This is a genomic window from Pseudoglutamicibacter albus, from assembly GCF_022346425.1.
GTDB lineage: Bacteria > Actinomycetota > Actinomycetes > Actinomycetales > Micrococcaceae > Pseudoglutamicibacter > Pseudoglutamicibacter albus.
Window position 1 is genome coordinate 135,294 of record NZ_JAKRCW010000005.1, and the last position, 24,984, is coordinate 160,277.

The 24,984-nt window shown below is 60.4% G+C and carries 19 protein-coding genes; 14 read left to right on the forward strand and 5 right to left on the reverse strand.

From position 1 onward, the window contains the following. Positions 1-119: 119 nt before the first annotated feature. On the reverse strand, positions 120-959 hold the full coding sequence (locus MHJ63_RS04875) for an SDR family oxidoreductase (RefSeq protein WP_232219311.1): 840 nt from the start codon (positions 957-959) through the stop codon (positions 120-122). Positions 960-1,314: 355 nt separating this feature from the next. Between MHJ63_RS04875 and MHJ63_RS04880 the strand changes: the two genes are divergently transcribed. From MHJ63_RS04880 to MHJ63_RS04905, 6 genes are all read left to right on the forward strand, one after another. Then, a complete protein-coding gene (locus tag MHJ63_RS04880; protein ID WP_239446318.1) occupies positions 1,315-2,928 on the forward strand; it encodes an acyl-CoA carboxylase subunit beta in 1,614 nt (537 codons plus the stop codon). Beyond that, entirely contained in the window at positions 2,925-3,176 is a 252-nt protein-coding gene (locus tag MHJ63_RS04885; protein WP_035756836.1) for an acyl-CoA carboxylase subunit epsilon, read from the forward strand. The genes MHJ63_RS04880 and MHJ63_RS04885 overlap by 4 nt, the downstream gene beginning before the upstream one ends. A gap of 145 nt (positions 3,177-3,321) precedes the next feature. Then, positions 3,322-5,190 (forward strand): ABC transporter ATP-binding protein, encoded by a 1,869-nt coding sequence (locus MHJ63_RS04890; RefSeq protein WP_239446319.1) that lies wholly within the window; start codon positions 3,322-3,324, stop codon positions 5,188-5,190. Between the two features lie 326 nt (positions 5,191-5,516). Beyond that, positions 5,517-6,491 (forward strand): methionine ABC transporter ATP-binding protein, encoded by a 975-nt coding sequence (locus MHJ63_RS04895; protein ID WP_239446320.1) that lies wholly within the window; start codon positions 5,517-5,519, stop codon positions 6,489-6,491. Next, complete coding sequence (locus tag MHJ63_RS04900) at positions 6,488-7,243, forward strand: methionine ABC transporter permease (RefSeq protein WP_239446321.1); 756 nt, start codon at positions 6,488-6,490, stop codon at positions 7,241-7,243. The genes MHJ63_RS04895 and MHJ63_RS04900 overlap by 4 nt, the downstream gene beginning before the upstream one ends. Positions 7,244-7,300: 57 nt before the next feature. Further along, positions 7,301-8,152, forward strand: coding sequence for a MetQ/NlpA family ABC transporter substrate-binding protein (locus MHJ63_RS04905; protein WP_070490680.1), 852 nt, complete (start codon positions 7,301-7,303; stop codon positions 8,150-8,152). 117 nt (positions 8,153-8,269) lie between these two features. On the opposite strand, the gene catC is transcribed toward MHJ63_RS04905, so the two are convergent. Continuing rightward, positions 8,270-8,578, reverse strand: coding sequence for a muconolactone Delta-isomerase (gene catC / locus MHJ63_RS04910; RefSeq protein WP_070490679.1), 309 nt, complete (start codon positions 8,576-8,578; stop codon positions 8,270-8,272). A gap of 333 nt (positions 8,579-8,911) precedes the next feature. Between catC and MHJ63_RS04915 the strand changes: the two genes are divergently transcribed. Next, on the forward strand, positions 8,912-9,868 hold the full coding sequence (locus tag MHJ63_RS04915; RefSeq protein WP_070490678.1) for a LysR family transcriptional regulator: 957 nt from the start codon (positions 8,912-8,914) through the stop codon (positions 9,866-9,868). Further along, the gene (locus MHJ63_RS04920) at positions 9,865-10,968 is read left to right on the forward strand and encodes a mandelate racemase/muconate lactonizing enzyme family protein (RefSeq protein WP_239446322.1); all 1,104 of its coding nucleotides are present in this window, start codon (positions 9,865-9,867) and stop codon (positions 10,966-10,968) included. Before MHJ63_RS04915 ends, MHJ63_RS04920 begins: the two co-directional genes overlap by 4 nt. 95 nt (positions 10,969-11,063) lie before the next feature. Here MHJ63_RS04920 and MHJ63_RS04925 read toward each other — a convergent pair whose 3' ends face one another. The 3 genes from MHJ63_RS04925 to MHJ63_RS04935 form a co-directional block, all read right to left on the reverse strand. After that, the gene (locus MHJ63_RS04925) at positions 11,064-12,950 is read right to left on the reverse strand and encodes an FAD-dependent monooxygenase (RefSeq protein ID WP_239446323.1); all 1,887 of its coding nucleotides are present in this window, start codon (positions 12,948-12,950) and stop codon (positions 11,064-11,066) included. A gap of 402 nt (positions 12,951-13,352) precedes the next feature. Continuing rightward, positions 13,353-14,222, reverse strand: coding sequence for a catechol 1,2-dioxygenase (gene catA, locus MHJ63_RS04930; RefSeq protein ID WP_239446343.1), 870 nt, complete (start codon positions 14,220-14,222; stop codon positions 13,353-13,355). Positions 14,223-14,338: 116 nt separating this feature from the next. Beyond that, the gene (locus MHJ63_RS04935) at positions 14,339-15,913 is read right to left on the reverse strand and encodes an AAA family ATPase (RefSeq protein WP_239446360.1); all 1,575 of its coding nucleotides are present in this window, start codon (positions 15,911-15,913) and stop codon (positions 14,339-14,341) included. Between the two features lie 361 nt (positions 15,914-16,274). Here MHJ63_RS04935 and MHJ63_RS04940 point away from each other — a divergent pair, with 361 nt between their 5' ends. From MHJ63_RS04940 to MHJ63_RS04965, 6 genes are all read left to right on the forward strand, one after another. Beyond that, on the forward strand, positions 16,275-18,137 hold the full coding sequence (locus MHJ63_RS04940) for a heavy metal translocating P-type ATPase (protein ID WP_239446397.1): 1,863 nt from the start codon (positions 16,275-16,277) through the stop codon (positions 18,135-18,137). A 25-nt stretch (positions 18,138-18,162) separates the two neighbouring features. Continuing rightward, positions 18,163-19,833, forward strand: a complete 1,671-nt coding sequence (locus tag MHJ63_RS04945) for a DUF885 domain-containing protein (RefSeq protein ID WP_239446398.1) — start codon at positions 18,163-18,165, stop codon at positions 19,831-19,833. Positions 19,834-19,932: 99 nt separating this feature from the next. Beyond that, positions 19,933-21,294 (forward strand): Mur ligase family protein, encoded by a 1,362-nt coding sequence (locus MHJ63_RS04950; protein ID WP_239446399.1) that lies wholly within the window; start codon positions 19,933-19,935, stop codon positions 21,292-21,294. Further along, positions 21,291-22,100: a type 1 glutamine amidotransferase gene (locus MHJ63_RS04955; RefSeq protein ID WP_198020672.1), complete on the forward strand. Its 810-nt coding sequence runs from the start codon at positions 21,291-21,293 to the stop codon at positions 22,098-22,100. Before MHJ63_RS04950 ends, MHJ63_RS04955 begins: the two co-directional genes overlap by 4 nt. Then, a complete protein-coding gene (locus MHJ63_RS04960) occupies positions 22,090-22,791 on the forward strand; it encodes a Maf family protein (protein ID WP_239446400.1) in 702 nt (233 codons plus the stop codon). Before MHJ63_RS04955 ends, MHJ63_RS04960 begins: the two co-directional genes overlap by 11 nt. A 217-nt stretch (positions 22,792-23,008) precedes the next feature. Continuing rightward, a complete protein-coding gene (locus MHJ63_RS04965; RefSeq protein WP_239446401.1) occupies positions 23,009-24,781 on the forward strand; it encodes an acetyl/propionyl/methylcrotonyl-CoA carboxylase subunit alpha in 1,773 nt (590 codons plus the stop codon). Positions 24,782-24,984 lie beyond the last annotated feature (203 nt).

The window sequence follows — 24,984 nt, forward strand, 5'->3', positions numbered from 1 at the left end:
TCAACCTTCGCTCGTGTTGGTCGTCAGTTGCCGGGCCTTGAAAACGGGCCCTAAGAATCGGGTGTCCTACGAACATACCGCGTTCAACTCGCCCGCAAGCCCCTCCCCGCCGCAGCGCGTCACTGTCCTGGGATTGGCGAGATGGAGCCTTCCGGCATGCGGTCTTTGGTGAGGAAGATGTCCGCGGTGAGCGGGTGGTCTGGGTTGATGGCGTAGCCGGTGAGGTCGGTGACGCCGGCGTCGGCGAGCGCTTCTTCGTCGGTGAGGAATTTGCCTGTGAAGGTGTGTGACGGCTGGGTCAGCATGTGGTGGGCGGCGTCGGCGACGATGTCTGGTTTGCGGGCGCCGGCGAGCATCGCTTCGCCGCCGGGGAGGTTCTCGATCGCGGCGGTGTGGATGAGGGATGCCGGCCACAGTGAGTTCGCGGCGATTCGATCGCGTGCGAATTCTTGGGCGAATCCGAGTGTGGTCATGCTCATCCCGTATTTAGCCATCGTGTAGCCCAGGTGTGCGCCTGCCCATACCGGGTCGAGGTTCAGTGGTGGGGAGAGTGTGAGGATGTGTGGGTTCTCTGCCTTTTTGAGGTGTGGGTAGGCGGTTTTGGGTAGTGCGAAGGCTCCGCGCATGTTGATTTGGTGCATGAGGTCAAAGCGCTTCATGTCGAGTGCGGGCGTGGGGTTGAGGTTGATCGCGGAGGCGTTGTTGATGACGATGTCGATGCCGCCGAACTCTTCTACTGTTGTGTCGACGGCGCGTTGGATGTCTTCGTCTTTGCGTACGTCACCGACGATCGCGAGCCCTTTGCCGCCGGCGTCGTTGATGTCTTGGACTGCGGTGTGGACTGTGCCTTCGAGGTGGGCGTGTGGTTCAGCGGTTTTCGCGAGGATCGCGATGTTGGCGCCGTCGCGGGCTGCGCGTAGGGCGATCGCGAGGCCGATTCCTCGGGAGCCTCCGGACATGAGGATGGTTTTGCCGTTGAGGGTTTTGGTTGATGTGCTCACGTGGTCCTCCTGTTGTTGCCGTGCGCGTTGCAGTACCGAGTGCAGGTTGCGCTGAATGCAGTGCTGTATCGAATGCATCGAAAACGATGTGTTGTGATCCAGGTTACATTGCCTAAGTGACTGGGCAGTAACTACCGCGATAACTGTGGCGCGCAGCGCTCATCCAGCCGCGGGTTCCGTGGGAGCAGGCCGGGCTTTATGGCTTGTTTTTGTAGGAGTCCGACAAAAGCTTTAGCGAAGATAGCCCGTAGAATGGCCTGGATGCCTTTCTTTTTGAGAGGTTTCCACCAAAACGAAGGAGAGTTCGCAAGCGATGACCGCCCAGCCGTCAGATCCGCACAGCACCCCGGATCTCACTACGACCGCCGGTAAGCTCGAGGACTTCCATCGCCGTATGGCTGAGACCATCAACCCTGGTGGTGAAGCTGCGGTTGAACGGCAGCATAGCCGCGGTAAGAGCACTGCGCGTGAACGCATCGATATGTTCTTGGACCCGGGTTCCTTCGTTGAGTTCGATGCGTTGGCTAAGCACCGCACCACTGCTTTCGGTATGGAGAAGAAGCATCCTCTCGGTGATGGTCTCGTGTCCGGTTACGGGACGGTAGATGGCCGTCAGGTTGCGGTGTATTCGCAGGACTTCACGGTCTTTGGTGGTTCGCTCTCTAACGTCAACGGCGAGAAGATCGTCAAGGTCCAAGAGTTCGCTTTGCGTAACGGGATGCCGGTGATCGGTCTGCTCGATGGTGGTGGAGCGCGCATCCAGGAGGGCGTGGCCTCCCTTGCGATGTTCGCCGATATCTTCCGCAATAACGTCCACGCTTCGGGTGTGATCCCGCAGATCTCGGTGATCATGGGCCCGTCTGCTGGTGGTGCCGCTTACTCCCCTGCTTTGACGGACTACATCATCATGGTGGATAAGACTTCCCACATGTTCATCACGGGCCCGGACGTGATCAAGGCTGTCACGGGCGAAGACGTGGACATGGAGACCCTCGGTGGCGCCCGCCACCACAACACGGAGACGGGTACATCCACGTATCTTGCCGAGGATGAGGAGGATGCGCTCGATTTCGTGCGCGAGCTACTCTCCTATCTGCCGTCCAATAACCTCGCTTCCCCGCCGGTGCTCTACGCGGATGAGGCCGAGCTCGAGGTCACCGAGGATGACGAGGCCCTCGACACCCTGATCCCGGATTCGGCGTCCCAGCCGTATGACATGCGTGAAGTCATCGAGTCCGTACTCGATGACGGCGAATTCTTTGAGATGCAGGCGCTGTATGCGCCCAACGTCATGATCGGTTACGGCCGTGTTGAAGGCTCGACCGTCGGAATCGTCGCGAACCAGCCGATGCAGTTCGCTGGCACACTCGACATCGCCGCCTCTGAGAAGGCCGCCCGTTTTGTGCGCCACTGCGACGCTTTCAACATTCCGGTGCTGACGTTCGTCGATGTTCCAGGCTTCTTGCCGGGTAAGGATCAAGAGGATCAGGGCATCATCCGCCGCGGCGCCAAGCTGCTCTACGCGTACGCTGAAGCGACCGTGCCTAAGCTCACGGTCATCACCCGCAAGGCTTTCGGTGGCGCCTATATTGTGATGGGTTCCAAGAAGCTCGGCGCGGACATCAACCTTGCCTGGCCTACCGCTCAGATCGGTGTCATGGGCGCCCAGGGTGCGGTCAATATCCTCTACCGTCGTGACCTGGCAGCTGTTGAGCAGGAAGGTGGCGACGTCGAGGCTCGCCGTACCGAGCTGATCGACGGCTACGAAGCCGAGCTACTCAACCCGTATCAGGCCGCTGAGTTGGGTTATGTCGATGCGGTGATCGCACCGAGCGAGACCCGCGTCCAGATTGTGAAGGGCTTGCGCGCAACCCGCGATAAGCACACGACCAACCCTGACCGTAAGCATGGGAACATTCCGCTGTGAACACCACACAAAACTTTTCCTGGGCACCTCAACAGAAGTCGGCACCTGAGCCGAGCGATCTTCGTGTGGTGCGTGGTGAAGCGACCGATGAGGAGATCGCGGCACTGTTCGCGGTCATCCTCGCCGAAGCTCAATCGCGTCAGGCAGCCGAACAGGCCCCGCCGTCCACGCGTAGCGAGATTCTGCGCCGTGCTGCAACCATCCGCGGCCAGTTGACGAGCTTGCCGGGGCTGTTCCGCCGCAAATAACGCACATACTTCACCAACTAATCAACCAACACCACACCACTGTGTGGCAGGCCGATGCGTACACCTAACGTGCGCATCGGCCTTGCGCGTTAGATACTGCATCTAGGTAGCGCGTCTAAGTTTTTGCGCCCTGAGGAGGATGTTGATGAGTCAGTTCTCACCGCGGATGGTTCTGCACCGCACCGTGGCGGCCCAACGGACCAAGGACCACGGAAAGATCTCCAAAGGGACCCTCAAACGCATTTGGGGTTTCGCGGCTAAACGCAAGGCGATGCTGTTCTTGTTCTTAGGCATTTCGGTGGTGATCTCGGTGATCGGGGTCATCACACCGATCCTCGCCGGCGATGTTGTCAACGCGATCACCTCCGGCGGGCCGGTCGAGGTGATCGTGTGGCTTGCCATCGCGATCGCCGCACTCGCACTCGCCGATGCGGGTTTCAGTCTTCTGAACCGGTACTTCTCCGCGAAGCTCGGCGAAGGCCTCATCTATGACATGCGCACCACGGTGTTTGATCACGTGCAGACCATGCCGATCGCGTTCTTCAACCGGACCCGAACCGGCGCGTTGGTATCGCGGCTGAATAATGATGTTATCGGTGCGCAGCGTGCCTTCTCCAACACGCTCTCCGGTGTTGTTGCGAACATCGTTTCGCTGATCCTCACGGTTGCGGTCATGGTCACGATCTCATGGCAGGTCACGCTGTTTTCAATCTTGCTGTTGCCGGTTTTCTTGATCCCTGCACGCCTGCTGGGCGGGCGGTTGGCTTCGTTACAGCGTGAAGCGGCTGACTATAACGCGGCGATGTCTACCCGCATGACGGAGCGGTTCTCCGCGGGCGGGGCAACGCTGGTCAAGCTTTTCGGCGCTCCGGGGGCTGAGTCCCAGGCGTTTTCCGAGCGTGCGGGCCGGGTGCGGGACATCGGAGTCAAGACCGCGATGCTGCAGACCACGTTCGTTCAGGCCCTCACGCTGGTTTCGGCGCTGGCTTTGGCGCTCGTCTACGGCGTGGGTGGCGTCCAGGCGGTTCTGGGGCATCTCAACGCAGGCGAGGTTGTGACCCTTGCGATGCTGTTGACCCGTCTGTACGCTCCGCTCACGATGCTTGCGAACGCCCGCATGGACATCATGAGCGCTGTCGTTTCTTTCGAGCGCGTGTTTGAGGTTTTGGATCTTGACCCGCTGATCAAGGAGAAGCCGGACGCGGTCGAGTTGGGTTCCGGTCGGGTCACGGTCGCGTTCAACGACGTGCGGTTCGCCTACCCCACAGCCGAACAGGTTTCTCTGGCTTCCCTTGAGGACGTCTCGGTGCTGGATCAGCGTGAGAGTTCCGAGGTTCTGCACGGGATCGATTTCACGATTCAGGCGGGCCAGACTGTCGCGCTGGTGGGTTCCAGTGGTGCCGGTAAGTCGACGATCGCGGCACTTCTTCCGCGGCTGTATGACGCGACGGAGGGCAGCATCACGTTCAATGACGTGGACGTTCGCGATGTGAGTTTCGATTCGCTCAAGCATACGATCGGCGTGGTCACCCAGGATGGTCACCTGTTCCACGAGTCGATCCGCGATAACCTCACGATCGCCGCCCCAAACGCTACAGATGAGCAGTTGTGGTCGGCCTTCGAGCGGGCGCGGCTCAAACCTGTGATCGCAGCGTTGCCCGATGGCCTGGACACGGTGATCGGCGAGCGTGGCTACCGTCTCTCTGGCGGTGAGCGGCAGCGGCTCACGATCGCGCGTTTGCTTCTCGCGGCACCTGCCGTGGTGGTTTTGGATGAGGCGACATCGGCTTTGGATTCAACGAATGAAACCGCGGTCCAGACCGCGCTTTCGGAGGCGATGGAAGGCCGTACCGCGTTAGTGATTGCGCACCGGCTTTCAACGATCCGGGCAGCGGATGCGATCTTGGTGGTTGAGGGCGGGCGGATCCTCGAACAGGGCAGCCACGATGAGCTGTTGGCTCACGGCGGGCGCTACGCCGAGCTGTACCGCACCCAGTTCGCTGACCAGGAGTGATTCGCACCCGGCCAGCCCGCGGTTGCCTGTTGGGTTCTGTCCCAGTGTCGCGCTGGTTCACACAGCATGCGCGGCTTGGTTTGCGCATCGTGCACACTTACCGCGTGATCCTTGACACGAAACCCGCGCTTTCAGCCGCTCTAATGACATCTTGTGTAACACAAGAATCATCCAGTTTATGGATCACGCGTTTCCTATGGAAATGTTTATGTTTCCCACACACGCGCGCGCGGCGGTGTCGCGAAGAATACCGGGAGTATCCCGAAGAACACAGTGTCGCGGGCAATGGCATTGAGTCAGCAAGAGTATCTAGAAGGGAGGGTCCGATGATTACGTTGAAAGGCTTGCGTAAAGAGTTCGCAGGCACTACCGCTTTAGACGGCATCGATCTGCACGTTGAGTCCGGCCTGATTCACGGAATCGTTGGACGCTCTGGGGCGGGTAAGTCGACGTTGATTCGGTGCCTGACTGGTTTGGAAACCCCAACCTCTGGCACGGTCGAGATCAACGGCGAAGACGTCACCGCTTACACTGGGGCACGTTTGCGGAAGGCCCGCCGTTCGATCGGCATGGTTTTCCAGCACGCGGAGCTTCTGGATTCCAAGACCGCGTTGGAGAACATCGCGCACCCTCTGGTGATCGCTGGGGTCAAGAAGAAGCAGGCGATGCAGCGGGCCCGCGAACTGATCACTCTTGTTGGTCTCGAAGGCCGTGAGGACAACCATCCCGCCCAGCTCTCGGGTGGTCAGCGTCAACGCGTCGGTATCGCACGTGCGTTGGCAACTGAACCTAAGATTTTGTTGTGCGATGAGCCGACCTCGGCACTCGACTCAACCACGACCGCCCAGATCCTCGCCCTCATCAAGCAGCTACGGGATGACTTGGGTATCACCGTGCTGATCATCACCCACGAAATGTCAGTGGTGCGTGAAATCTGCGACTCGGTGACCTTGCTTGCTGAGGGCCGCAATCAGCACACCGCATCGTTGCGTGAGGTGCTCTCCGCCCCTGCTTCGACGCTGGCGCGCGAACTCATCCCACTGCCGTCGGCACCGATCCGTGACGCCGAGGACGCCACCGTAATGCTGGAGATCAGCATCGCAGGCCTCTCCGCAGCGGAGGTTTTCGATGCCGCTCAACGCGCCGGAACCCCGATCGTGGAAGTCGAAGCCGCAACGTTGGAACGCATCGCGGGCCTGGACGTGGGCCGTATGCGCATCCGCAGCACCGACGCGCAAGCCACCCGCGTGCTAGGACGCACACTAACTGAGCGTGGCATCCACGTGGAGGAAGCCGCATGATGACACAACTGAGCACAATTGCCGCACAAGCCCACACCGCGCTACCGCTGAAGGTAGCGCCAACCCAGGTGCTCGCCGCCGAGCGTGAAACGTGGTTCAACAACCCCGTCATCCAGGATTCGCTGTGGCCAGCAACCCAGGAGACACTGCTGATGACCGTGTTCTCCTCGGCGTTTGCGATCATCCTCGGTTTGCCGCTGGGGATCTGGGTGTGGATGACCTCCAAAGGCGGGCTCGCCCCGAACCCTGTGATCCACCGCATCATCAGCTCGATCGTGGACTTGGGGCGTTCGATCCCGTTCATCATCCTGATCATCGCGCTGATCCCGTTCACGCGCTTCATGGTCGGTAAAGCAATCGGGTGGGAAGCCACTGTGGTCCCGCTCGCGGTGGGTGCGATCCCGTTCTTTGCCAGGCTCGCTGAAAGCGCGATGCGGGAGGTCGCAACAGGCAAGATCGAAGCCGTACAGATGATGGGTGCCACCAACGGGCAGATCGTACGGCAAGTCTTGATCCCCGAGGCGCTGCCCGCGCTCGTTTCATCTGCGACCGTCACTGCAGTCACGCTGGTTTCCTATACCGCGATGGCCGGTGCGGTTGGCGGCGGAGGCCTCGGCGCGCTTGCGATGAACTACGGCTACAGCCAGTACCAGACTGACACGATGATCGCGTGCATCATCGTGGTGGTCGCCATCGTTATTGCTATTCAAATGTTCGGTGACTGGCTCGCACGCCGCGTCAACCACCGCTAACCATCACTCCTCAGGTTCAGTTCTGCCTGAGGTTGCTCAACCCTTCGGAGGAGAAGAATGCGCTTCTTTCGTAAGTTCGCGGCAGGAACCGCCGCGCTAGCAGTCACCGTGAGCCTTGCCGGATGCGGCCTGATGGGCGGCAACGACAAAGACAGCGTCGGTAAGAAAGACGGCGACGTCACGGTCCTGACGATCGGCGCGACCCCGGTCCCGCAGGCGAAGATCTTGAAGTTCGTGGACGATAACCTCGCCAAGGACGCAGGCCTCGATCTTGAGATCAAGGAGTTCACCGACTACGCATTGCCTAACCAGGCACTCAATGACGGCGATATCGACGCCAACTATTTCCAGCACGAGCCATACCTGACAGAAGAAATCGACAAGAAGGGCTACGAATTCTCCCACTTCAGGGGCATCCACATCGAGCCGTTGGCCCTCTACTCGTCCAAGGCTAAGAAGGTCGAAGACATCAAGGACGGAGCCAAGATCGCTATCCCTAACGATCCGTCCAACATGGGCCGCTCGCTGAAGCTGCTCGAAGACGCTGGCCTGCTGAAGATCAAGGACGGCGTCGAGGCTGTTTCTGCAACGACCCACGATGTTGCCGAGAACCCTAAGAACATCAAGTTCGTAGAAGCCGATGCCGCTACCCTGCCGCGCGTCATGGAAGACCTCGACGGTGCAGTCATCAACGGTAACTTCGCACTCGAAGGCGGGCTGACCCCGTCCAAGGACGGCTTGTTCCTCGAGAAGCCTGAAGACAACCCGTACGCCAACCTGCTGGTCGTCCGCCAGTCCACCAAGATCGACGAGAACATCCAGAAGCTGAATGACCTGCTGCACTCGGATGAAGTCAAGAAGTTCATCGAGGACAACTGGAAAGACGGAACCGTCATCCCAGCGTTCTAATCAGCTACGTGTCAGACGGAACGTGCTGAGCTAACAACGCACTGAACTAAAACGGGCGGGCCCCAGAGAACGTGTTCTCTGGGGCCCGCCCGTTTAACTCCGGCTCATGCCCGGGCATCAGTTCCCGGTTGCAGGGGCGAAGAAGTCGTCCTTGGTTGCATTCGGGTGGGTTGCCAGCGGGGTCACCTTGACGTCCATGTATTTGAACATTGGGAAGCCCTGGAAGATCGCGTGGAGCTCGTCGTGTCCATCGACCTCATACATCGAGTAGTTGGAGTACTCCCCTACCACGCGCCAGATGCCCTTCATGATGCCGCGGTTCTGCAGGTCAGAGGAGTAGGCCTTCTCTCGTGCCTGAAAATCGGCCATCGTGTCCGGGTCCATATCTTCCGGGAAGTTAACGTCCATGCGGGCGAGGAACAGCATCGTGATCTCCTTCGTATATGTGTACCAAGTCTTCTGCCTAACAAGGCTTGTGCCTAACAAGTCCTGTATCTATCGAAACTTGTGCCTATCGAAACTTGGGGTATCTAGGCTTCACCCTATTCACCCTTTACCGTAGTCTGAAGTACCTAAACCACCGGCATTGATACTTGTGCTATATGAGTAGGGTTCATAAAAGTCTTTCACAAGTCCACCCAGCTGAATCTAAGGTGAGATACGTCACCGGACTCGACGCCCCGGCCTCCGCAGACGCAGCCAGGTGCGCCGACGATGACGCGACCGAGTATCACTGCCTCGACGGAACGGAGAGAACCCATGGAGTTACGCCATTTGCGGTACTTCGTTGCGGTGGCAGAAGAAAAGCACTTCGGACGCGCCGCGCAACGCCTACATATCGCTCAGCCGCCGCTTTCAGCACAGATCAAGCAGCTCGAACAAGAACTCGGAACCCAGCTGTTTGAGCGCACGACGCGTCGGGTTGATCTGACCCCTGCCGGGGAGTTGCTGCTTGAACGCGCAACCGGGATTCTTTCTGCCGTAGAGTCAGCCCAAAGCGATGTGGCCGATGTCGGCGCCGGCTCAGCCGGTGTGTTGCGGGTCGGGTTCACAGGCAGTGCGACCCACGAGCTCATGCCGGCTGCGATCCGGCTCTCCCACCACCGCTATCCGTTGGTGCGGCTCAAAGTGTTCGGTGAACTGCTGACCCCTCACATGGAGCAGGCCCTGCTCGATAACCGGATGGACCTGGCGGTGCTGCGGCCGCCTATTTCATCCGATGAACTCAACTACAAGCCCATCATGGATACCCGGCTCGCGTTGGCGATCAGCCGCAACCATCCCCTCGCCGAAGACTCCGGGCCGGTCAGCCCCGAGGACGTCATGAACATCGACGTCGTGAGTTATCCGCGCGCATCCGCTGTTGCATCCCTTGCGCATCAAGCGTGCCGCGAACACGGCTTCCGGCCGCGGGTGGTGCAGACCGCAACCGAAACCAGCACACTCAACGCGCTCGTGGCCGCCAACATCGGGGTCGCGTTCGTACCATATTCAGCGCACTACCCGTTCCAGGAATCCATCATCCTTCGTCCGCTCCAGACCGATATCACGGTCAGCCTCGGCATCGCGTGGAAGGGTGATGCGCTGACCCCTATCGCAGAGAACTTCATCACCACCACTATCGACGCGGCGGCTACATTGCCTCAACCGGAGATTTCCAGCCGCAACCGCAAATACACAAGCCAAAAACCTACAGACCGTGGGAGGACACCGTGAAAATTACTGGCATCGAGGCGATCCCGTACAACATCCCGTACGTCAAGCCGCTCAAGTTCGCCTCCGGCGAGGTGCACAACGCTGAACACGTGCTGGTGCGCATCCACACTGATGCCGGCGTCACGGGTGTCGCGGATGCCCCTCCGCGGCCTTATACCTACGGGGAAACCCAGCATTCGATCAAGACGATCATCGACGAGGTTTTCGCGCCGGAGATCATCGGTTTGAACCCGTTGGATCGTGAGAAGGTGCGCGCGATCATGCACCGCACGATCCACAATCAGGTCGCTAAAGGTGCCGTCGATATTGCGTTGTGGGACATCGCGGGCAAGATCACCGAACAGCCCGTGCACAAGCTTTTGGGCGGCTACACGGACTCGATGCGGGTCTCCCACATGCTCGGTTTCAAACCAGCCGCTGAGCTGGTTGAGGAAGCCCAGATGTTCGGTGAGAAGTACGGCATCACCACGTTCAAGCTCAAGGTGGGCCGGCTGCCTGTCAGTGAGGATGTTGAGGCCTGCCACGCGCTCGTTGAGCACCTTGGCGACGACGTCGAGATCTATTTGGATGCCAACCGCGGTTGGACCGCGAACCAGGCGATGGATGTTCTGCGGCAGATCGAGGACCTCCCGATCACGCTGTTCGAAGAACCGAATGACGCGAAGGAGGCGATGGGCCGCCGCCGCTTGGTGACCCACTCGCGCATCCCGATTGTGGGCGATGAGTCGGTTCCGACCGCAGGGGACGCATCGCGCGAGCTGCTATCCGGTGGCTGCAACGCGATCTGCATCAAGACCGCACGCTCCGGCTTCACCGAGGCGACCGAAATCCTTGGGCTGTGCACGGGCCTCGGCGTGGACGTGACGATGGGCAACCAGATCGACACCCAGATCGGCTCCCTGGCAACGGTGGCCTTCGGTGCGGCACACAAGGCGTCATCGGCACGCGCCGGCGAGCTGTCTAACTTCCTCGACATGGCAGATGACCTGCTCGCCGACCCGATCGAGATCATCGACGGGCGCATCGCAGTCCGTGACATCCCTGGCGTGGGCGCTGAGATCGACGAAGACAAACTCACCCGCTACCGCGTCGACCTGTAAAGCGCACACCCTGCGTCTCAGCAGCCTGCGCGTCAGCGAGAGTGGGCGCCGCATCCTTGCATGGATGCGGCGCCCTTAGCGTTGGTGGATTGCGGTTACGCCTTCACAGCTGAAGCCTTAGCTTTGACGTCGTTGAAGGTCCGGCCTAAGAACTCTGCGAGTTCATCGGTCTGATCCAGCGGGAAGATACCGGCTACGTACTGGTCTGGGCGGACCACCACTACCGCCCCGTCCCGGGAGATGCCGCGGGTTTCGAAGATGTCGACGTCTTCGAGGGTTCCCCACGCGTTTTCCATGTTGAGCAACTGGAAGTCTCCCACGCGCGGTTTGAATGCCGGGTGCACGTGCCGCATATCGAATGCACGGTAGTGCTGTTGGAAGATCACCTTGACATCGAACAAGCTCGAATCGAGGTGCTCATGCGCCCAGTCCGCCCACGCGTTGAGACGCTCCGATTCGCCGGGCATTTCTGCATCAGCGAAAACATAGATGCGGTAGCGCCCATCAGCTGTGTGTTCATGCCCGATGTGGGTGTGGACCAGATCGCACACCCGCCCACACATCTCGGACCGGAAGCGCCTACCCAGTGGGTATCCGGTAGCCAGGCCCTGATGCTCGTCATTGGTGGTGAGCATGGATGGCTCGTATTCGGTGAGGTAGCCGGCGTTGAACTCCGCGGTCTTGTTATAGAAGCGGCGCACGGTCTGCGGGTCCGGCAGCTGGTCTGCCGGGGTCGCCATGAGGGTGGACCACTCTTTATCGAATTCGATGAGCCGGTGGGCGATGTCCTTGCGTTCCTCGGCGTAGGTGCGCAGCAGCTCATCTGGGCTGTTACCGGAAACCACGTGGCCGAGCTTCCAACCGAGGTTGAAGCCGTCCTGCATCGAGACGTTCATGCCCTGCCCCGCTTTAGCGGAGTGGGTGTGGCATGCGTCGCCTGCGATGAACACGCGGGGGTGATCTCCGTCAGTGTAGGTGGAGTCGCGGTCATCGAAGTGATCGGATACACGGTGGCCGACTTCGTAGATCGTGTTCCACACAACGTTTTTGACGTCGATGCTGTAGGGGTGCATGATCTCGTTCGCGGTATCGATCACGGTCTGCAGCGGGGTCTCACGCACTGCGTGGTTATCGTCTTCTGCAACCTCACCGAGGTCGACGTAGTAGCGCACCAGGAAGCCGCCCTCACGCGGGATGAGCAGGATCGAACGGCCCGAGTTGCCCTTGATGGTGCACTTCTTACGCACATCCGGGAAGTCGGTGTCAGCGAAGACATCCATGACACCCCACGCGTGGTTAGCCTGGTTACCGCGAAGACGATAGCCGAGCGATTTACGCACCTTGCTCTTCGCCCCGTCGGCGCCCACAACGTACTTGGCTTTGACCTGGCGTTCCTTGCCGTCCTCTGGCCCACCGTTGCGCCGCAAGGTGACCGTGACCGGGTATTCCTCTTTAGCAGACTCGGGCGCGACCTCGAGGTCAACGAACTCCCAACCGTAGTCAGGCTTCATGCGGGTTGGGGAGTTGCGCATGAACCGGTTGAAGTGATCGATGATGCGCACCTGCGTGATGAGCATCATCGGCCATTCACTGTATTCAGGGCCAAGTTCGGCGGTGCTGACTTCACGCATGATGTTCTCTGGGTTCTGCGGGTCCGGAACCCAGAACGCCATGTCGGTAATCTCGTGGGCCTCAGCGAAGATCTCGTGAGCGAAGCCGAAGGCTTGGAAGGTCTCCATGGTGCGGGAGTGCACGCCGTCCGCGTTGGCGAGCTCGAGGCGGTGTGGACGCTGGTCGATCAGGCGAGTGTTCACGTTCGGAAACTGCGAGAGCTGTGCTGCCGCGATCGAGCCTGCCGGTCCGCACCCTACAACCAGAACATCCATCGTGTCTGGGAGCTCCTCGGGCCTATCCACGCCATAGCCCGCCGCTGGCTGTTCGAGCGGATCGCCTGTTGAATATCCGGAAATATGAAACTGCACGGTTTTGCCTCCTGGTGTAACGCACATCACAGAACGTGCGATTGAGACCAAGCTAACAGTTAATCAACCGGCATGAATCTGCACAGAATACACATTCTTTTATTCAAAAATAGTGGGGATCGCTTTACATGGACTAAAGATTGAAGCAATTAGACGCGCATGTTCCCAAGGTTTCTCAAGCTACAAAACTGCCCCAAGCGACACGTCAAATAGATTGCATAATGGATAAATATAGAAACTAAAGCGACTTTGAAACACAGCGTGTATCAACCAGCGAGCAAACAGTATGAAAGCCTTTGATTTTAAATACGAGTGGCCCCGACCTCCACGGTCGGAGCCACTCTCCCACCTCACCCGCAAGGCGTCGCCCAACGCCTTAGCTAGGTCAGCGGTCTGTACGGATCAGCGCTCTGGGTCGAGAACGAAGTCGTACTGGACCTCTTCACCTTCGCCGTCACTCGATGGCTTCGGATCGAGCATGAGCTCCGGCTTGACTGCCGATGCGATGTCGTCGTCGTTGTGCTCATCGCCTGGGAAGTACAGCTGCGCGGTGAGCAGCTCATATCCCGGTGCGGAGACCTTGACGTGGATGTGCGCTGGACGCCATGCGTGCCAGCCGGCGGCCTCAATCAGCTGACCGCATGCCCCCTCGGTTGGGATCTGATAAGGCGCAGGGCGGATGGTCTTGATGTCGAATTCGCCGTCCTCGTTGGCGAGGAAGCTTGCGCGCAGGTTCCACTCTGGGATGCCTGGTGCGAACTGCGAGTACAGGCCGTACTCGTCCGCGTGCCACATCTCGATCTTCGCGTTCGACAGCGGGGTGCCATCAACCGCGGTGACCTTGGACTTGAAGCGGAACGGGGTGCCTGGCTCGTCCTCGCGCATCGGGATCTTGGCGTCCCATTCGTACTCTGGGGAGTCCTCGACGTAGTACGGGCCTTCGATGGTGCCCTTGGAGCCTTCTCGGTGCTCGGTTGCTACGTCCTCAACTGCGTGCTCAATCCACACATCGAGGAACAGTGGCCATTCGCCGTCTTCACCAACCTTGATGAGCCAAGACTTCAAAGCGTTGTATTCGTCGTAGGAGACCTTGTCTTCGTAGACGATGTCGGTCAACGCCTTGATAGCCTTACCGGCCAGCAGGTTGACGCGCTCGTGGTCAACTGGCTGATCGCCACGATGTGCGGCAGCGCGGTCCTTGAAGCGGGCTGATGCCTGTGCACCGGAGTCTGCGGCGCGGGCTTCAGATGCCTGGGTGTGATGAGTAGCCATGATTGCTCCTTCTAGTGGTTGAAACTTATTCAGCTGAATCCGGGGTTTCAGTTGAAGCGGTTTGGGTTGGTCTTGCTGATCCGCTGCGGCACCCGGGTTGATGCCGTGACGGTGGCTTATGCGGGGTGGATGCCGCGGTATTTCGCGGCGGTGATGAACGCTTCGAGGTTCGCCTCGTCCTTGCGGAAGGCGGCAATGCGTAGCGCGAGGCGCAGGATCATCTTGATGTCTCGCGGGGTGATGTTCGGGAAGGTTTCCACGAGGGTGTCAAGCAGCTCATCCCCGAGGTTGGCTCCGTGGCCTTCAGCGAGCATGCCCCAAATGGTGCGGGCGTCTTCGCGGCTTGGCAGGTCGTAGTCGATCACGACCGCGCAACGGGCCAGGATCGCTTCGTCAACCCCGTCCACGCGGTTGGTGGTCAGGAAGAGCAGCCCGTCGTAGTACTCGAGGGTGCGCAGGAACTCAGCGACGATCGCGTTCTGTTCAAGCTCAAGCCCGCGCTGTAGCACGAACACGTCTGCTTCGTCGAGCAACAACACTGCATCCCAGCGTTTGGCGCGTTCGAATGCGGTCTCGAGGTTTTTACGGATCGATTCCGGGTTGATCCCGAGCGTTCCGGTGTGGATCGAGTACAGCGGGCGGTGCGATACCTCGGCATAGACTTCCGCTGTCAAGGTTTTACCCACGCCTGGCCGGCCGCGGGCGAGGATCACGTTGCCTGCGGATTTACCTTCGATGATGTCGCCGGTGAACACCGAAATATCTGAGGTCAGGATGTCGAGTAGCTCAACCTGTTCTTGTGGCAACACGAGTTTCTCGCGCAGGTTTTCGTCGTATTCGTACGGGGTGAGGTCGCCAACGTTGACGTCGATGTAGTCTTGCGCTGCGAGGTCGAAGACAGCGACAGCGGTGACGACGGGCACTTCACCCATGCCCTGCCCGTCGGTGTTATCAGCCAGGACGGACGGGGACCCGGTGCGCAGCGGGGCGATCGAGCCTGGCTTCACATCCTGGACGACCTTGCGGTTGGTGCGGTTCTTAGGCGACTTGTGGTCTTCGGTGCGGATCGCGGTCCCTGTGAACATGAACTGCTGGGCAAAACCGTTATCGATGATGTCCTGATAGACATCCCGGCGCTTCTGATATGCAGTCTTGAGCTCTTCAGTTTCATGGAAGGCACCCTGGGCGGTCAGCGCCTGCTCGGGAGTTTTACCCACGATCGCGGAGTCTTCCAGCAACAGCAACCGCGGCGTCTTGGATGGGCGCTGCACGGTGGGGCTGTCCGCTTCCATCGTGATCTTGACGCGTGCATCCCGGGAGATGTCCGCGTGCTCAAACTTGATATCAGCTACAAGGTAGGGGTGCAGGTAGCCGTCTTCTTCTTGCACATAGACCCAGCCGTCGATCTTGTCATCGGCGAGGAACTGCTTGAAGAGGGCTTCAGCTGATTCGATGCTCGGGATGGTCCCGTAGTCGCCTTTGCGTGCGGCTTGCACCGCGGCGATGGTGCGCACGAAGGTTTCGTTACCGAGGGATTCGGCCGTGGCGGCGAGATCCGCAAGCGCGGCATCCGTGAGGAAGCGGTCCGGGATCCCCATGCCTTCGGAGCGCCAGGTCTTGGCTTGCTCGCGGGATACAGCCATGTCTTCTGATGTTGTGGCTCGAACCACTGCGGCTGGCGCAATGAACATCAGGTCCACTCCTCACGTTAGTTAGGGCTTTCTTCTCGGCGTGCAGTGGTGCTGGCCAAGTTCCTGTGCGGCCGTAACCAGCCTCACATTCCCGCGTCAGCGCGTGACCTACATCACCGTATCTGACCATCACCTTAGCTAAGAATTTCAGACACGAGAATTACTTAGTCCATATGAACCTAGACGCTCCGCGTATAGATGAAGTGAGCCTGCGTTCACTATGGTTAGCCTTTCTTCGCTAGAAACCGTCAGGGTTTTAGCGAACTATTGACTCATGGGCAGATTCATAGGTTTTGCACAGAAATATTTTCTTGCGTGCACGGCATTGATCGCGCTTGCGGTGGTTGTCACCTTGAGGGTCTTGGGCAGTCCTGCCGCCCAGTGGGTCGCGACCGTCTATGTTTCGATCATCATCCTCGTGACCGCCATCGACATGATCCGGGACGTACTGCGCGGCAACTTCGGCCTCGACATCCTCGCGGTTGTCGCAATGATCTCCTCGCTACTGGTCGGCGAATACGTCGCTGCCACGATCATCGCGCTCATGCTTACCGGCGGTGAAGCGCTCGAAGACTACGCGGCTTCCAGGGCTCAACGCGAACTCACAGCACTCGTAGACCGCGCGCCCGATACCGCCCACCGCATCACCCCGGAAAACACAGTCGGTGCGCAGCACAGCATCGACAGCGCAGGGCCTGACCAAACAGGCCAAGAACATGCGGGGCTGGGTCTTGAAGACGTTCCAGTCACAGAGGTCAAGGTGGGCGATACCCTCATGGTTCGTCCCTCTGAGGTGGTTCCGGTGGATGCACAACTGCTCGATGAGCACGCCTCGGTCGATGAAGCGAGCCTCACAGGCGAGCCTTTGCCCGTGACGAAGACCCGCGGCGAGCGCCTCATGTCTGGTTCCGTGAACGGACACACAGCGATCCGCATTCGCGCGAGCGCGACCGCTGAGGATTCGCAGTACCAGCGGATTGTTCAGCTGGTGCGCGAGGCCGAACAGCAGCAAGCACCAACGGTCCGGGTTGCAGACCGTTTCGCTGTCCCGTTCACGATCGTGTCCCTCATCGTCGCGGGTATTGCGTGGTCGCTCTCAGGCGATCCTGTGCGTTTCGCTGAAGTTCTGGTTTTGGCGACCCCATGCCCGCTACTGATCGGTGCGCCGGTCTCGTTCATGGGCGGGATGTCGCGCGCCTCGCGCTTGGGCGTGATCGTGAAGGGAGGCGCAACCCTCGAGGCGTTATCGCGTGCAAAATCGGCCGCGTTCGACAAGACGGGCACCGTTACGTTCGGCCGCCCCCGCATCGACCGGATCATTCCCGCTGACGGAATCGATGAGGCTCGCCTGCTACAACTCACGGCAACCGCGGAGCAGTTCTCCTCCCACGTTCTGGCTGATGGCATCATCGAAGCCGCTGAAGAACGCGGGACCGCGATGTTGGAAGCCCACGATGCCAGCGAGATCGCCACCAACGGCGTGAGCGCCATCGTTGACAGGCAGAACGTTCGCGTAGGCAAGAAGACCTTTATCGAGGAAGTCGCCGGTGAGGTTTCACAGCCTGACCTGCACGCTTCGCAAACCGCTGTATACATCAGCGTTGATGCCAGACTAGGCGGCATTATCCTCATGGCCGATGAGGTCCGCGCAGAAGCAGCCGGCACCATCACGGCCCTGACGGAACTGGGAATCAGCGATATCGCGTTGCTGACCGGCGATAACCAGGCCACTGCAGATTCAGTCGGGCAACACATCGGCGTCAGTTCCATCGCCGGCAATCTTCTGCCTGAAGATAAGGTCAGCCGCATCACCCAGATGCAGCAACCGGCCCTCATGGTGGGTGACGGCATCAACGACGCCCCCGTCCTTGCAGCCGCTGGCGTGGGTGTTGCGATGGGTGCCCGCGGCGCATCTGCCGCTAGTGAATCCGCCGACGCCGTCATCACCCGCGAAGACATCTCGCTGGTGGCCCGCGCAGTCGACGTCGGTAAATGGACTTACCAGGTTGCCATCACCGCGATCCTCATCGGTATCGCCCTCTCGCTGGGCCTCATGGGTTTCGCGGCGTTCGGGTTCATCCCGGCAACCTTCGGCGCGCTACTGCAGGAAGTCGTGGACCTCGCGTGCATCCTGTACGCGCTGCGTGCCCTGGGCGGGCCGGACCGTGTGAGCCGGTTCCTCCCTCAGCGGAACGCGGCCAACCGTGACCGAGCTCTCATTTAGAGCGATAACGTTTTAGGCTAGTTTCATGACTACACCTACATCACCACGTACCCCTTCGGCGATCGATGCCGTTGCCGAGGAATTTATGACCGCGTTCGGCAAGCTCGTACCTGAACACCTCGTGAGCATCGGGAGCCCGGACGCCCCCGACCATTACGCGGACTATTCCCCTGCCGGTACAGCGCAGGAGCGTGAGCTCTACGCTTCGACGCTGCAGAAGATCTCAAGCATCGAACCGGTCGATGATGCAGATGCCGTAACGCTCGACATCATGAACGAACGCCTCACGGTCAAACTTGAGCTGTTGGATTCCGGGGTACCGGATTTCAATAACCTCGCTTCCCCCGCCCAAGGTATTCGTTCACTACTGGACCTCATGCCGCAAGAGACCGCCCAGGACTGGGCCGTGATCACTCGCCGTGTAACCCACATCCCGGAGGCGTTGGCTGGTTATCGCGCAACTCTGGAAGAGGCGCGTACCAACGGTAAGGCTCCAGCGGTTCGCCAGGTGGACATCGTCGCTGAGCAGTGTGCGGCATACGCAGCTGAGGACGGCTATTTCGCCAAACTCACCGAGATCGCGGCACCGGCGTCCCTCGATGATTCCGCCCGCGAGGCTCTCGCAACGGCAGCAGCTGATGCGGGGAAGGCTTATGCCGAGTTCGCTGACTACCTCACCACCGTTCTGCGCCCATCGGCCCGCCAAGAAGACGCGTGCGGCCGCGAATACTACGCACTCGCATCGCGTGACTTCCTTGGCGCTGAAGTCAATCTGGAAGAGGCGTATAAGTGGGGCGTTGAAGAGCTCGACCGGATCATCGCAGAGCAAGAGGAAGTCGCCGAGCAGATCAAGCCGGGCGCCTCCATCGAAGAAGCGATGGAGGCTCTCAACGCGGACCCTCAACGCCAGCTGCACGGCACGGATGCGTTGCGCGAATGGATGCAGGGGCTTTCGGATAAGGCTGTCCGGGAGCTTGCCGGAACCCACTTTGATATTGAACCGCCTATGGATCGCCTCGAGTGCATGATCGCCCCTACCAATGAGGGCGGCATTTACTACACGGGCCCATCCGATGATTTCTCCCGCCCAGGCCGCATGTGGTGGTCCGTGCCAGCGGGTGAGGACACGTTCACGACGTGGTCGGAAACCTCGACCGTCTACCACGAGGGCGTCCCAGGCCACCACCTGCAGATCGCTACCTCAACCATGAACTCGGATGAGCTCAACAGCTTCCGCCGCGAATTCTCCTGGACTTCCGGGCACGGTGAGGGCTGGGCCCTCTACGCTGAGCGCCTCATGGAAGAGCTCGGCTACCTCGAAGATCCAGGCGACCGCCTCGGGATGCTCATGGGCCAGCGTCTGCGTGCCGCCCGCGTCGTCTTCGATATCGGTCTGCACTGCGGCTTCGAGGTCCCGCAGCGTTGGGGCGCAGGGGTCTGGACCGCTGAGAAGGGCCTTGAGTTCTTGAAGAAGAACGTGTTCGAGTCCGAAGGCCGCATCGAATTTGAGTGGCTGCGCTACATGGGCTGGCCAGGCCAGGCTCCGGCCTACAAGATCGGTGAGCAGATCTGGATGCAGATCCGCGCGGAGGTCGAAGAACGCGAAGGTGATGAGTTCAGCGCTAAAGACTTCCACACCCGCGCCCTGAAGCTCGGCGGCATGGGCCTGGATTCGCTGCGGCGGGAGCTGAGCTAACAGCCCCGCCGGCCGCAGGCCGTATTGTGACCGAGTCAACCTGTGATCCCTCGTGGGGAAGTGCCGAAAGGCGCTTCCCCACGTGGGAAGATAGAACCTATGGTTTCTCAGCATCTACCCGAACCTCCCGCATCCAATCCTCGCGCGAGGGCCGGCATGCCGGTCTTGGACCGTGCGCGTTTGTCTTTCGCTACGTTCGCAGGCCGCACCGCGCGGCTCGGTTCCCGGTTGGTGGGTCGCGGCTCAGGTCAATCGATTCAGGGCGCAATCCTCACCCGCTTGGCTCCGCGCGCGTTTGAGCAGTTGCTCGCCGGCCGCACCATCGTTGCGGTCACCGGCACGAACGGCAAGACAACAACCACCCACTTTGTCGCATCCGCTGTGCGTGAGGCGTTGGGTGAGGATGCCGCCCGGTTGGTCACAAACGCCGATGGCGCAAACCTACATCGCGGTATCGCCTCTGCGTTGTCAGAGGCCCCGAAAGCGGACCTTGCCGTGTTGGAGGTCGATGAGCGCGTAGTGGCTGACCTGGTGAAGGTTGGTAAGCCGAAGATTCTGGTGATGTTGAACTTCTCGCGTGACCAGTTGGACCGCAACCACGAAATCAAGGGGCTGGCCCGTGCGTGGCGTAACGCGCTCGAGGAAGCCGGTGAGGACGGCCCGCTCGTGATCGCGAACGCGGAGGAGCCGTTGGTTGCGTGGGCCGCTGAGACCGCCCGTGAGACGGTCTGGGTCAACCCTGGCTCGGTATGGAACGATGACGCGGTGTTATGCCCGGGATGTGACACGGTTCTGGATCGTGAAAACCCGGAGGTCGATGATTCCGGGACCGTCACATTTGCCGGTACGTGGCGTTGCCCTGGCTGTGGCCGCCACCAGCAGGACTCCACGATTGTGGTCCGCGGTGAAACTGTGCGCGATGCCAACGGTAGCGAGCTGGATCTTCAGTTGAATGTCCCGGGCCGTTTCAACGTGGGTAACGCCGCTGTCGCGTTGGCTACCGTGCGTGAGCTGGGTGTGGATACTCAGACCGCGTTGGTGGGGATGCGTAAGGTCCAGGCTCCTGCCGGGCGTTTCGGGCTTAACGAGATTCACGGCGTGAAGTGCCGGTTGATGCTTTCGAAGAACCCTGCCGGCTGGGCTGAGTCTTTGCCGCTGGGTGTGAGTGACCCGCTGGTCCTGGCGATCGATTCGGTGCTTGCTGACGGCCGGGATGTTTCGTGGCTGTGGGATGTTGAGTTTGAGTCCCTGCGAGGCCGGAAAGTGATCGCGACCGGCCGGAACACGTTTGATCTTGCCGTCCGCCTCGATTACGCGGGCGTTGAGTGTCAAACCATCAAGGACCTCGGTACAGCCATTGAGACCGCAGGCTCAATGCTTGAGGATCCGGATGCGACCCTCGATGTTATTGCTACCTACACTCCGTTTCAGGTTTTGCGTCGTATGGGAGGCGCCAAGTGAGCACGAAAAACAACCCAAACACGACGGGCAGCATGAGTTCGACAAGCAGTACAGCCCCAACAAACAGTGCAGCCGCACCGCTGGAATTAGCTGGCCGCTCACTCAGTATCGTGAACGTGTATCAGTCGTTGCTGGGGATCTACGGTGACCGCGGTAATGCGATGGTTTTGGCCGAGCGTGCCCGCCGCCGCGGCGCCGAAGTGACCGAGCATGTTGCCGAGCCAGGCGCCCCGGTCCCGGATGACGCTGACATCTATGTTTTGGGTGGCGGTGAAGACGGCGCGCAGACCGCCGCGGTGCGTGCCCTTGCCGCCGATGGCGTGCTGAGCCGCGCTGTTGAGCGCGGCGCGGTCGTGTTCGGTGTGTGTGCGGGCTACCAGATTCTGGGTGAGACGTTCACGGTCGGCCACGATAATGACGAGCGTGAAGGTTTAGGGCTGTTGAATGCCCACACGGTGCGCCGGGATCCGCGTGCAGTGGGTGAGATTGTGACCCGCCGCCGTGGCGTGAGCGGCAACGACGCGTTGATCACCGGTTTTGAGAACCATGGCGGCCAGACGCGACTCTCGGCTGGTACAGAGCCGTTGGCTGATGTGATCGAGGGTATCGGCAACGGCGACGGCACGGAAGGGGCCGTCAAGGGCACCGTGTACGGGACGTATCCGCACGGGCCTGTCTTGGCTCGCAACCCAGCCTTGGCTGATGAGCTGATCACGGTCGCGACCGGCGTTGAGCTCACTCCCCTGCTGATCCCTTCGATTGTCACGCTGCGTGCCGAACGCTTGGAGGGCCACCTTGGTCGCTGACGCTTCCGGCACCGTGCCTGCCTGCGCCGCAAATGCTTCACTTTCTGCAAGCGAGGCGCCTGCAGCACTCGTGTTGGGTTCGACCTCCCCCGGGCGTGCCGCTGTGCTGACAGCTGCGGGCATCGCTTTTTCTCAGCAAGGCTCTGATGTGGATGAGGATGCTGTGGTCGCCGCGGCCACCGCAGAGGCTAAAGCGCACCTGACGCCTGCTGCTCAAGCACAGTTACTGGCTGAAGCGAAAGCCGCCGATGTCGCCCAAACCTTAAGCCGCAACCCGACCGGTTCGCGGCTTGTTTTAGGGTGTGATTCGGTCTTTGAATTCGAAGGCGTAGCGTACGGGAAGCCCCACACACCTCAAGCAGCCCGTGAGCGGTGGCTTTCCCAGCGCGGCCGTGAAGGCGTGTTGCATTCAGGTCATTGCTTGATCGACCTGCAGACAGGGCAGAAAGCTACCGAGTGCGTCTCGTCCACGGTCCGGTTCGCTTTCGTCACCGATGAGGAAGTTGAGGCCTACATCGCTACCGGGGAACCGTTGCCGTGCGCCGGCGCTTTCACGGTCGATGGCCGAGCCGCTGCCCTCATCGACGGCATCGAGGGCGACTTCCACGCCGTGGTTGGCCTCTCCCCTGCGGCGTTGCGGCGCATGCTCAACCAGCTGGGGCTACCACTCACGCTCGTGTGGCCGCGCTGAACACAAGACTGCGCACAAGGCTGTGCATAAGATTGCGCACGAGTGAGGGCAGTGACCACGGCGCGTGGGTCGTCGTAGGCTTAAGGCAATGCAACGGCCTGTAGGGTTCCCACAAAATACAGGCCAATTGGGGCGGGAATTCCTGGAGAATTCAGGAGGTTCCCCACATATCGGATAGGCTCACAGAGTCTATGCAACGTAAGGAGCAGCCAGGCTCATGCCAGAACTGACGAAGGTTTTGATCGCCAACCGTGGCGAGATCGCTGTCCGCATTATTCGCGCGGCGGCCGATGAGGGCATCAAGTCCGTCGCCGTGTACGCCGACTCTGACCGTAACGCTATGCACGCACGCATGGCTGATGAGTCGTTCGCGCTGGGCGGGGCTTCCGCTACCGAATCGTATTTGAATATCGAGAAGATCATCTCGGTCGCTCAGCGCGCGAAAGCTGATGCTGTGCACCCGGGCTACGGTTTCCTCGCCGAGAACGCTGACTTCGCCCAGGCTGTGCTCGATGCCGGTTTGATCTGGATCGGCCCGTCCCCTGAAGCGATCCGTGCGTTGGGCGACAAGGTCCAGGCCCGCCACATCGCGCAAAAGGTGGGCGCTCCACTGGTTCCGGGCACGAAAGACCCGGTCTCCTCGACCCAGGAGGTCCTCGACTTCGCTGACGAGCACGGCCTCCCGATCGCCATCAAGGCGGCCCACGGTGGTGGCGGCCGCGGCATCAAGGTTGTGCGTGACCGCTCCGACATCCCGGAGCTGTACGATTCCGCTGTGCGTGAGGCGACCGCCGCTTTCGGCCGCGGTGAATGCTTCATCGAGCGTTTCCTGGATGCCCCACGCCACGTCGAAACCCAGTGCCTTGCGGACGGGCAAGGCAACGTGGTTGTTGTCTCGACCCGTGACTGCTCGCTGCAGCGCCGCAACCAGAAGCTCGTTGAGGAAGCCCCTGCACCGTTCTTGACGGATGAACAGAACCAGCGCCTGTATGAATCCTCGAAGGCGATCCTGCGGGAAGCCGGCTACGTCGGCGCAGGAACATGTGAATTCCTCGTGGGTCAGGACGGAGTGATCTCCTTCCTCGAGGTCAACACTCGCCTCCAGGTTGAGCACACCGTGTCCGAAGAGATCAGCGGGATCGACCTGGTGCGTGAACAGTTCCGCATCGCACGAGGCGAAACCCTGGGCTACGAAGACCCTGAGTTGCGCGGGCACTCCTTCGAGTTCCGCATCAACGGTGAAGATCCAGGCCGTAACTTCATGCCGACCCCGGGCACCCTCACAACCTTGACGTTCCCTACCGGCCCGGGTGTGCGCGTGGATACCGGTGTTGAGCAGGGCGAGACCGTGACCGGTAACTTCGATTCGATGATCGCTAAGCTCATCGTGACCGGCCGCACCCGCCAGGAAGCCGCCGAACGCTCCCGCCGCGCGTTGAAGGAACTTCAGATCGAAGGCATGGCGACCGTGGTCCCGTTCCACCGCGCCGTGATGGAAGACCCAGCGTTCATCCCGGAGGATGAGAACAAGCCGTTCGAGGTTCACACCCGCTGGATCGAAACCGAGTTCAAGAACACCATCAAGCCCTACACCAAAGCCACCCCGGCTGAGGAAGAAGACGAGGACATCCAGCACTACACGGTCGAGGTTGGTGGGCGCCGGCTCGAGATCGCTCTGCCGGCCTCGCTCGGCTCCGGTTCGGGTGCCCGCGCCCAGCACAAACCGAAGCGCCCTAAGCGTGCACGTGGCGGCGCAGCTGCCGCAGCTTCCGGCAATGACTTGACCTCCCCGATGCAGGGCACGATCGTCAAGGTTGCCGTCAAGGAAGGCGCTAAGGTCTCCGAAGGGGATCTGGTCGTGGTGCTTGAAGCGATGAAGATGGAACAACCGATCACCGCGCACCGCGACGGTGTGATCAAGAAACTCAAGGTCAGCGTTGGCGGGACAGTCTCCGCCTCCGAGGTGCTGTGCACCATCGACGACGAATAGAAACCGCGACCCGCTTGCTAAAGCATCTAGCTCAGTATCAAGCGCGCAGCGAAGCAACTAACACGGGCGTGGCTGGGAGGGGGGGGGGGGGGGGCCCCCCCCCCCCCCCCCCCCCCCACCCCCCCCCCCCCCCCCCCCCCCCCCCCCAACAAAAAACAAAAAAAAAAAAAAAAAACCACACAAAAAAATAAAAAAAATTAGAA

Bases quoted from the DNA above. Each gene is read 5' to 3' on its own strand.
- MHJ63_RS04875 (WP_232219311.1), bottom strand. From the start codon at position 959: ATGTCCGGAGGCTCCCGAGGAATCGGCCTCGCGATCGCCCTACGCGCA.
- MHJ63_RS04880 (WP_239446318.1), top strand. From the start codon at position 1,315: ATGACCGCCCAGCCGTCAGATCCGCACAGCACCCCGGATCTCACTACG.
- MHJ63_RS04890 (WP_239446319.1), top strand. From the start codon at position 3,322: ATGAGTCAGTTCTCACCGCGGATGGTTCTGCACCGCACCGTGGCGGCC.
- MHJ63_RS04895 (WP_239446320.1), top strand. From the start codon at position 5,517: ATGATTACGTTGAAAGGCTTGCGTAAAGAGTTCGCAGGCACTACCGCT.
- MHJ63_RS04900 (WP_239446321.1), top strand. From the start codon at position 6,488: ATGATGACACAACTGAGCACAATTGCCGCACAAGCCCACACCGCGCTA.
- MHJ63_RS04905 (WP_070490680.1), top strand. From the start codon at position 7,301: ATGCGCTTCTTTCGTAAGTTCGCGGCAGGAACCGCCGCGCTAGCAGTC.
- catC (WP_070490679.1), bottom strand. From the start codon at position 8,578: ATGCTGTTCCTCGCCCGCATGGACGTTAACTTCCCGGAAGATATGGAC.
- MHJ63_RS04915 (WP_070490678.1), top strand. From the start codon at position 8,912: ATGGAGTTACGCCATTTGCGGTACTTCGTTGCGGTGGCAGAAGAAAAG.
- catA (WP_239446343.1), bottom strand. From the start codon at position 14,222: ATGGCTACTCATCACACCCAGGCATCTGAAGCCCGCGCCGCAGACTCC.
- MHJ63_RS04935 (WP_239446360.1), bottom strand. From the start codon at position 15,913: ATGTTCATTGCGCCAGCCGCAGTGGTTCGAGCCACAACATCAGAAGAC.
- MHJ63_RS04945 (WP_239446398.1), top strand. From the start codon at position 18,163: ATGACTACACCTACATCACCACGTACCCCTTCGGCGATCGATGCCGTT.
- MHJ63_RS04950 (WP_239446399.1), top strand. From the start codon at position 19,933: ATGGTTTCTCAGCATCTACCCGAACCTCCCGCATCCAATCCTCGCGCG.
- MHJ63_RS04965 (WP_239446401.1), top strand. From the start codon at position 23,009: ATGCCAGAACTGACGAAGGTTTTGATCGCCAACCGTGGCGAGATCGCT.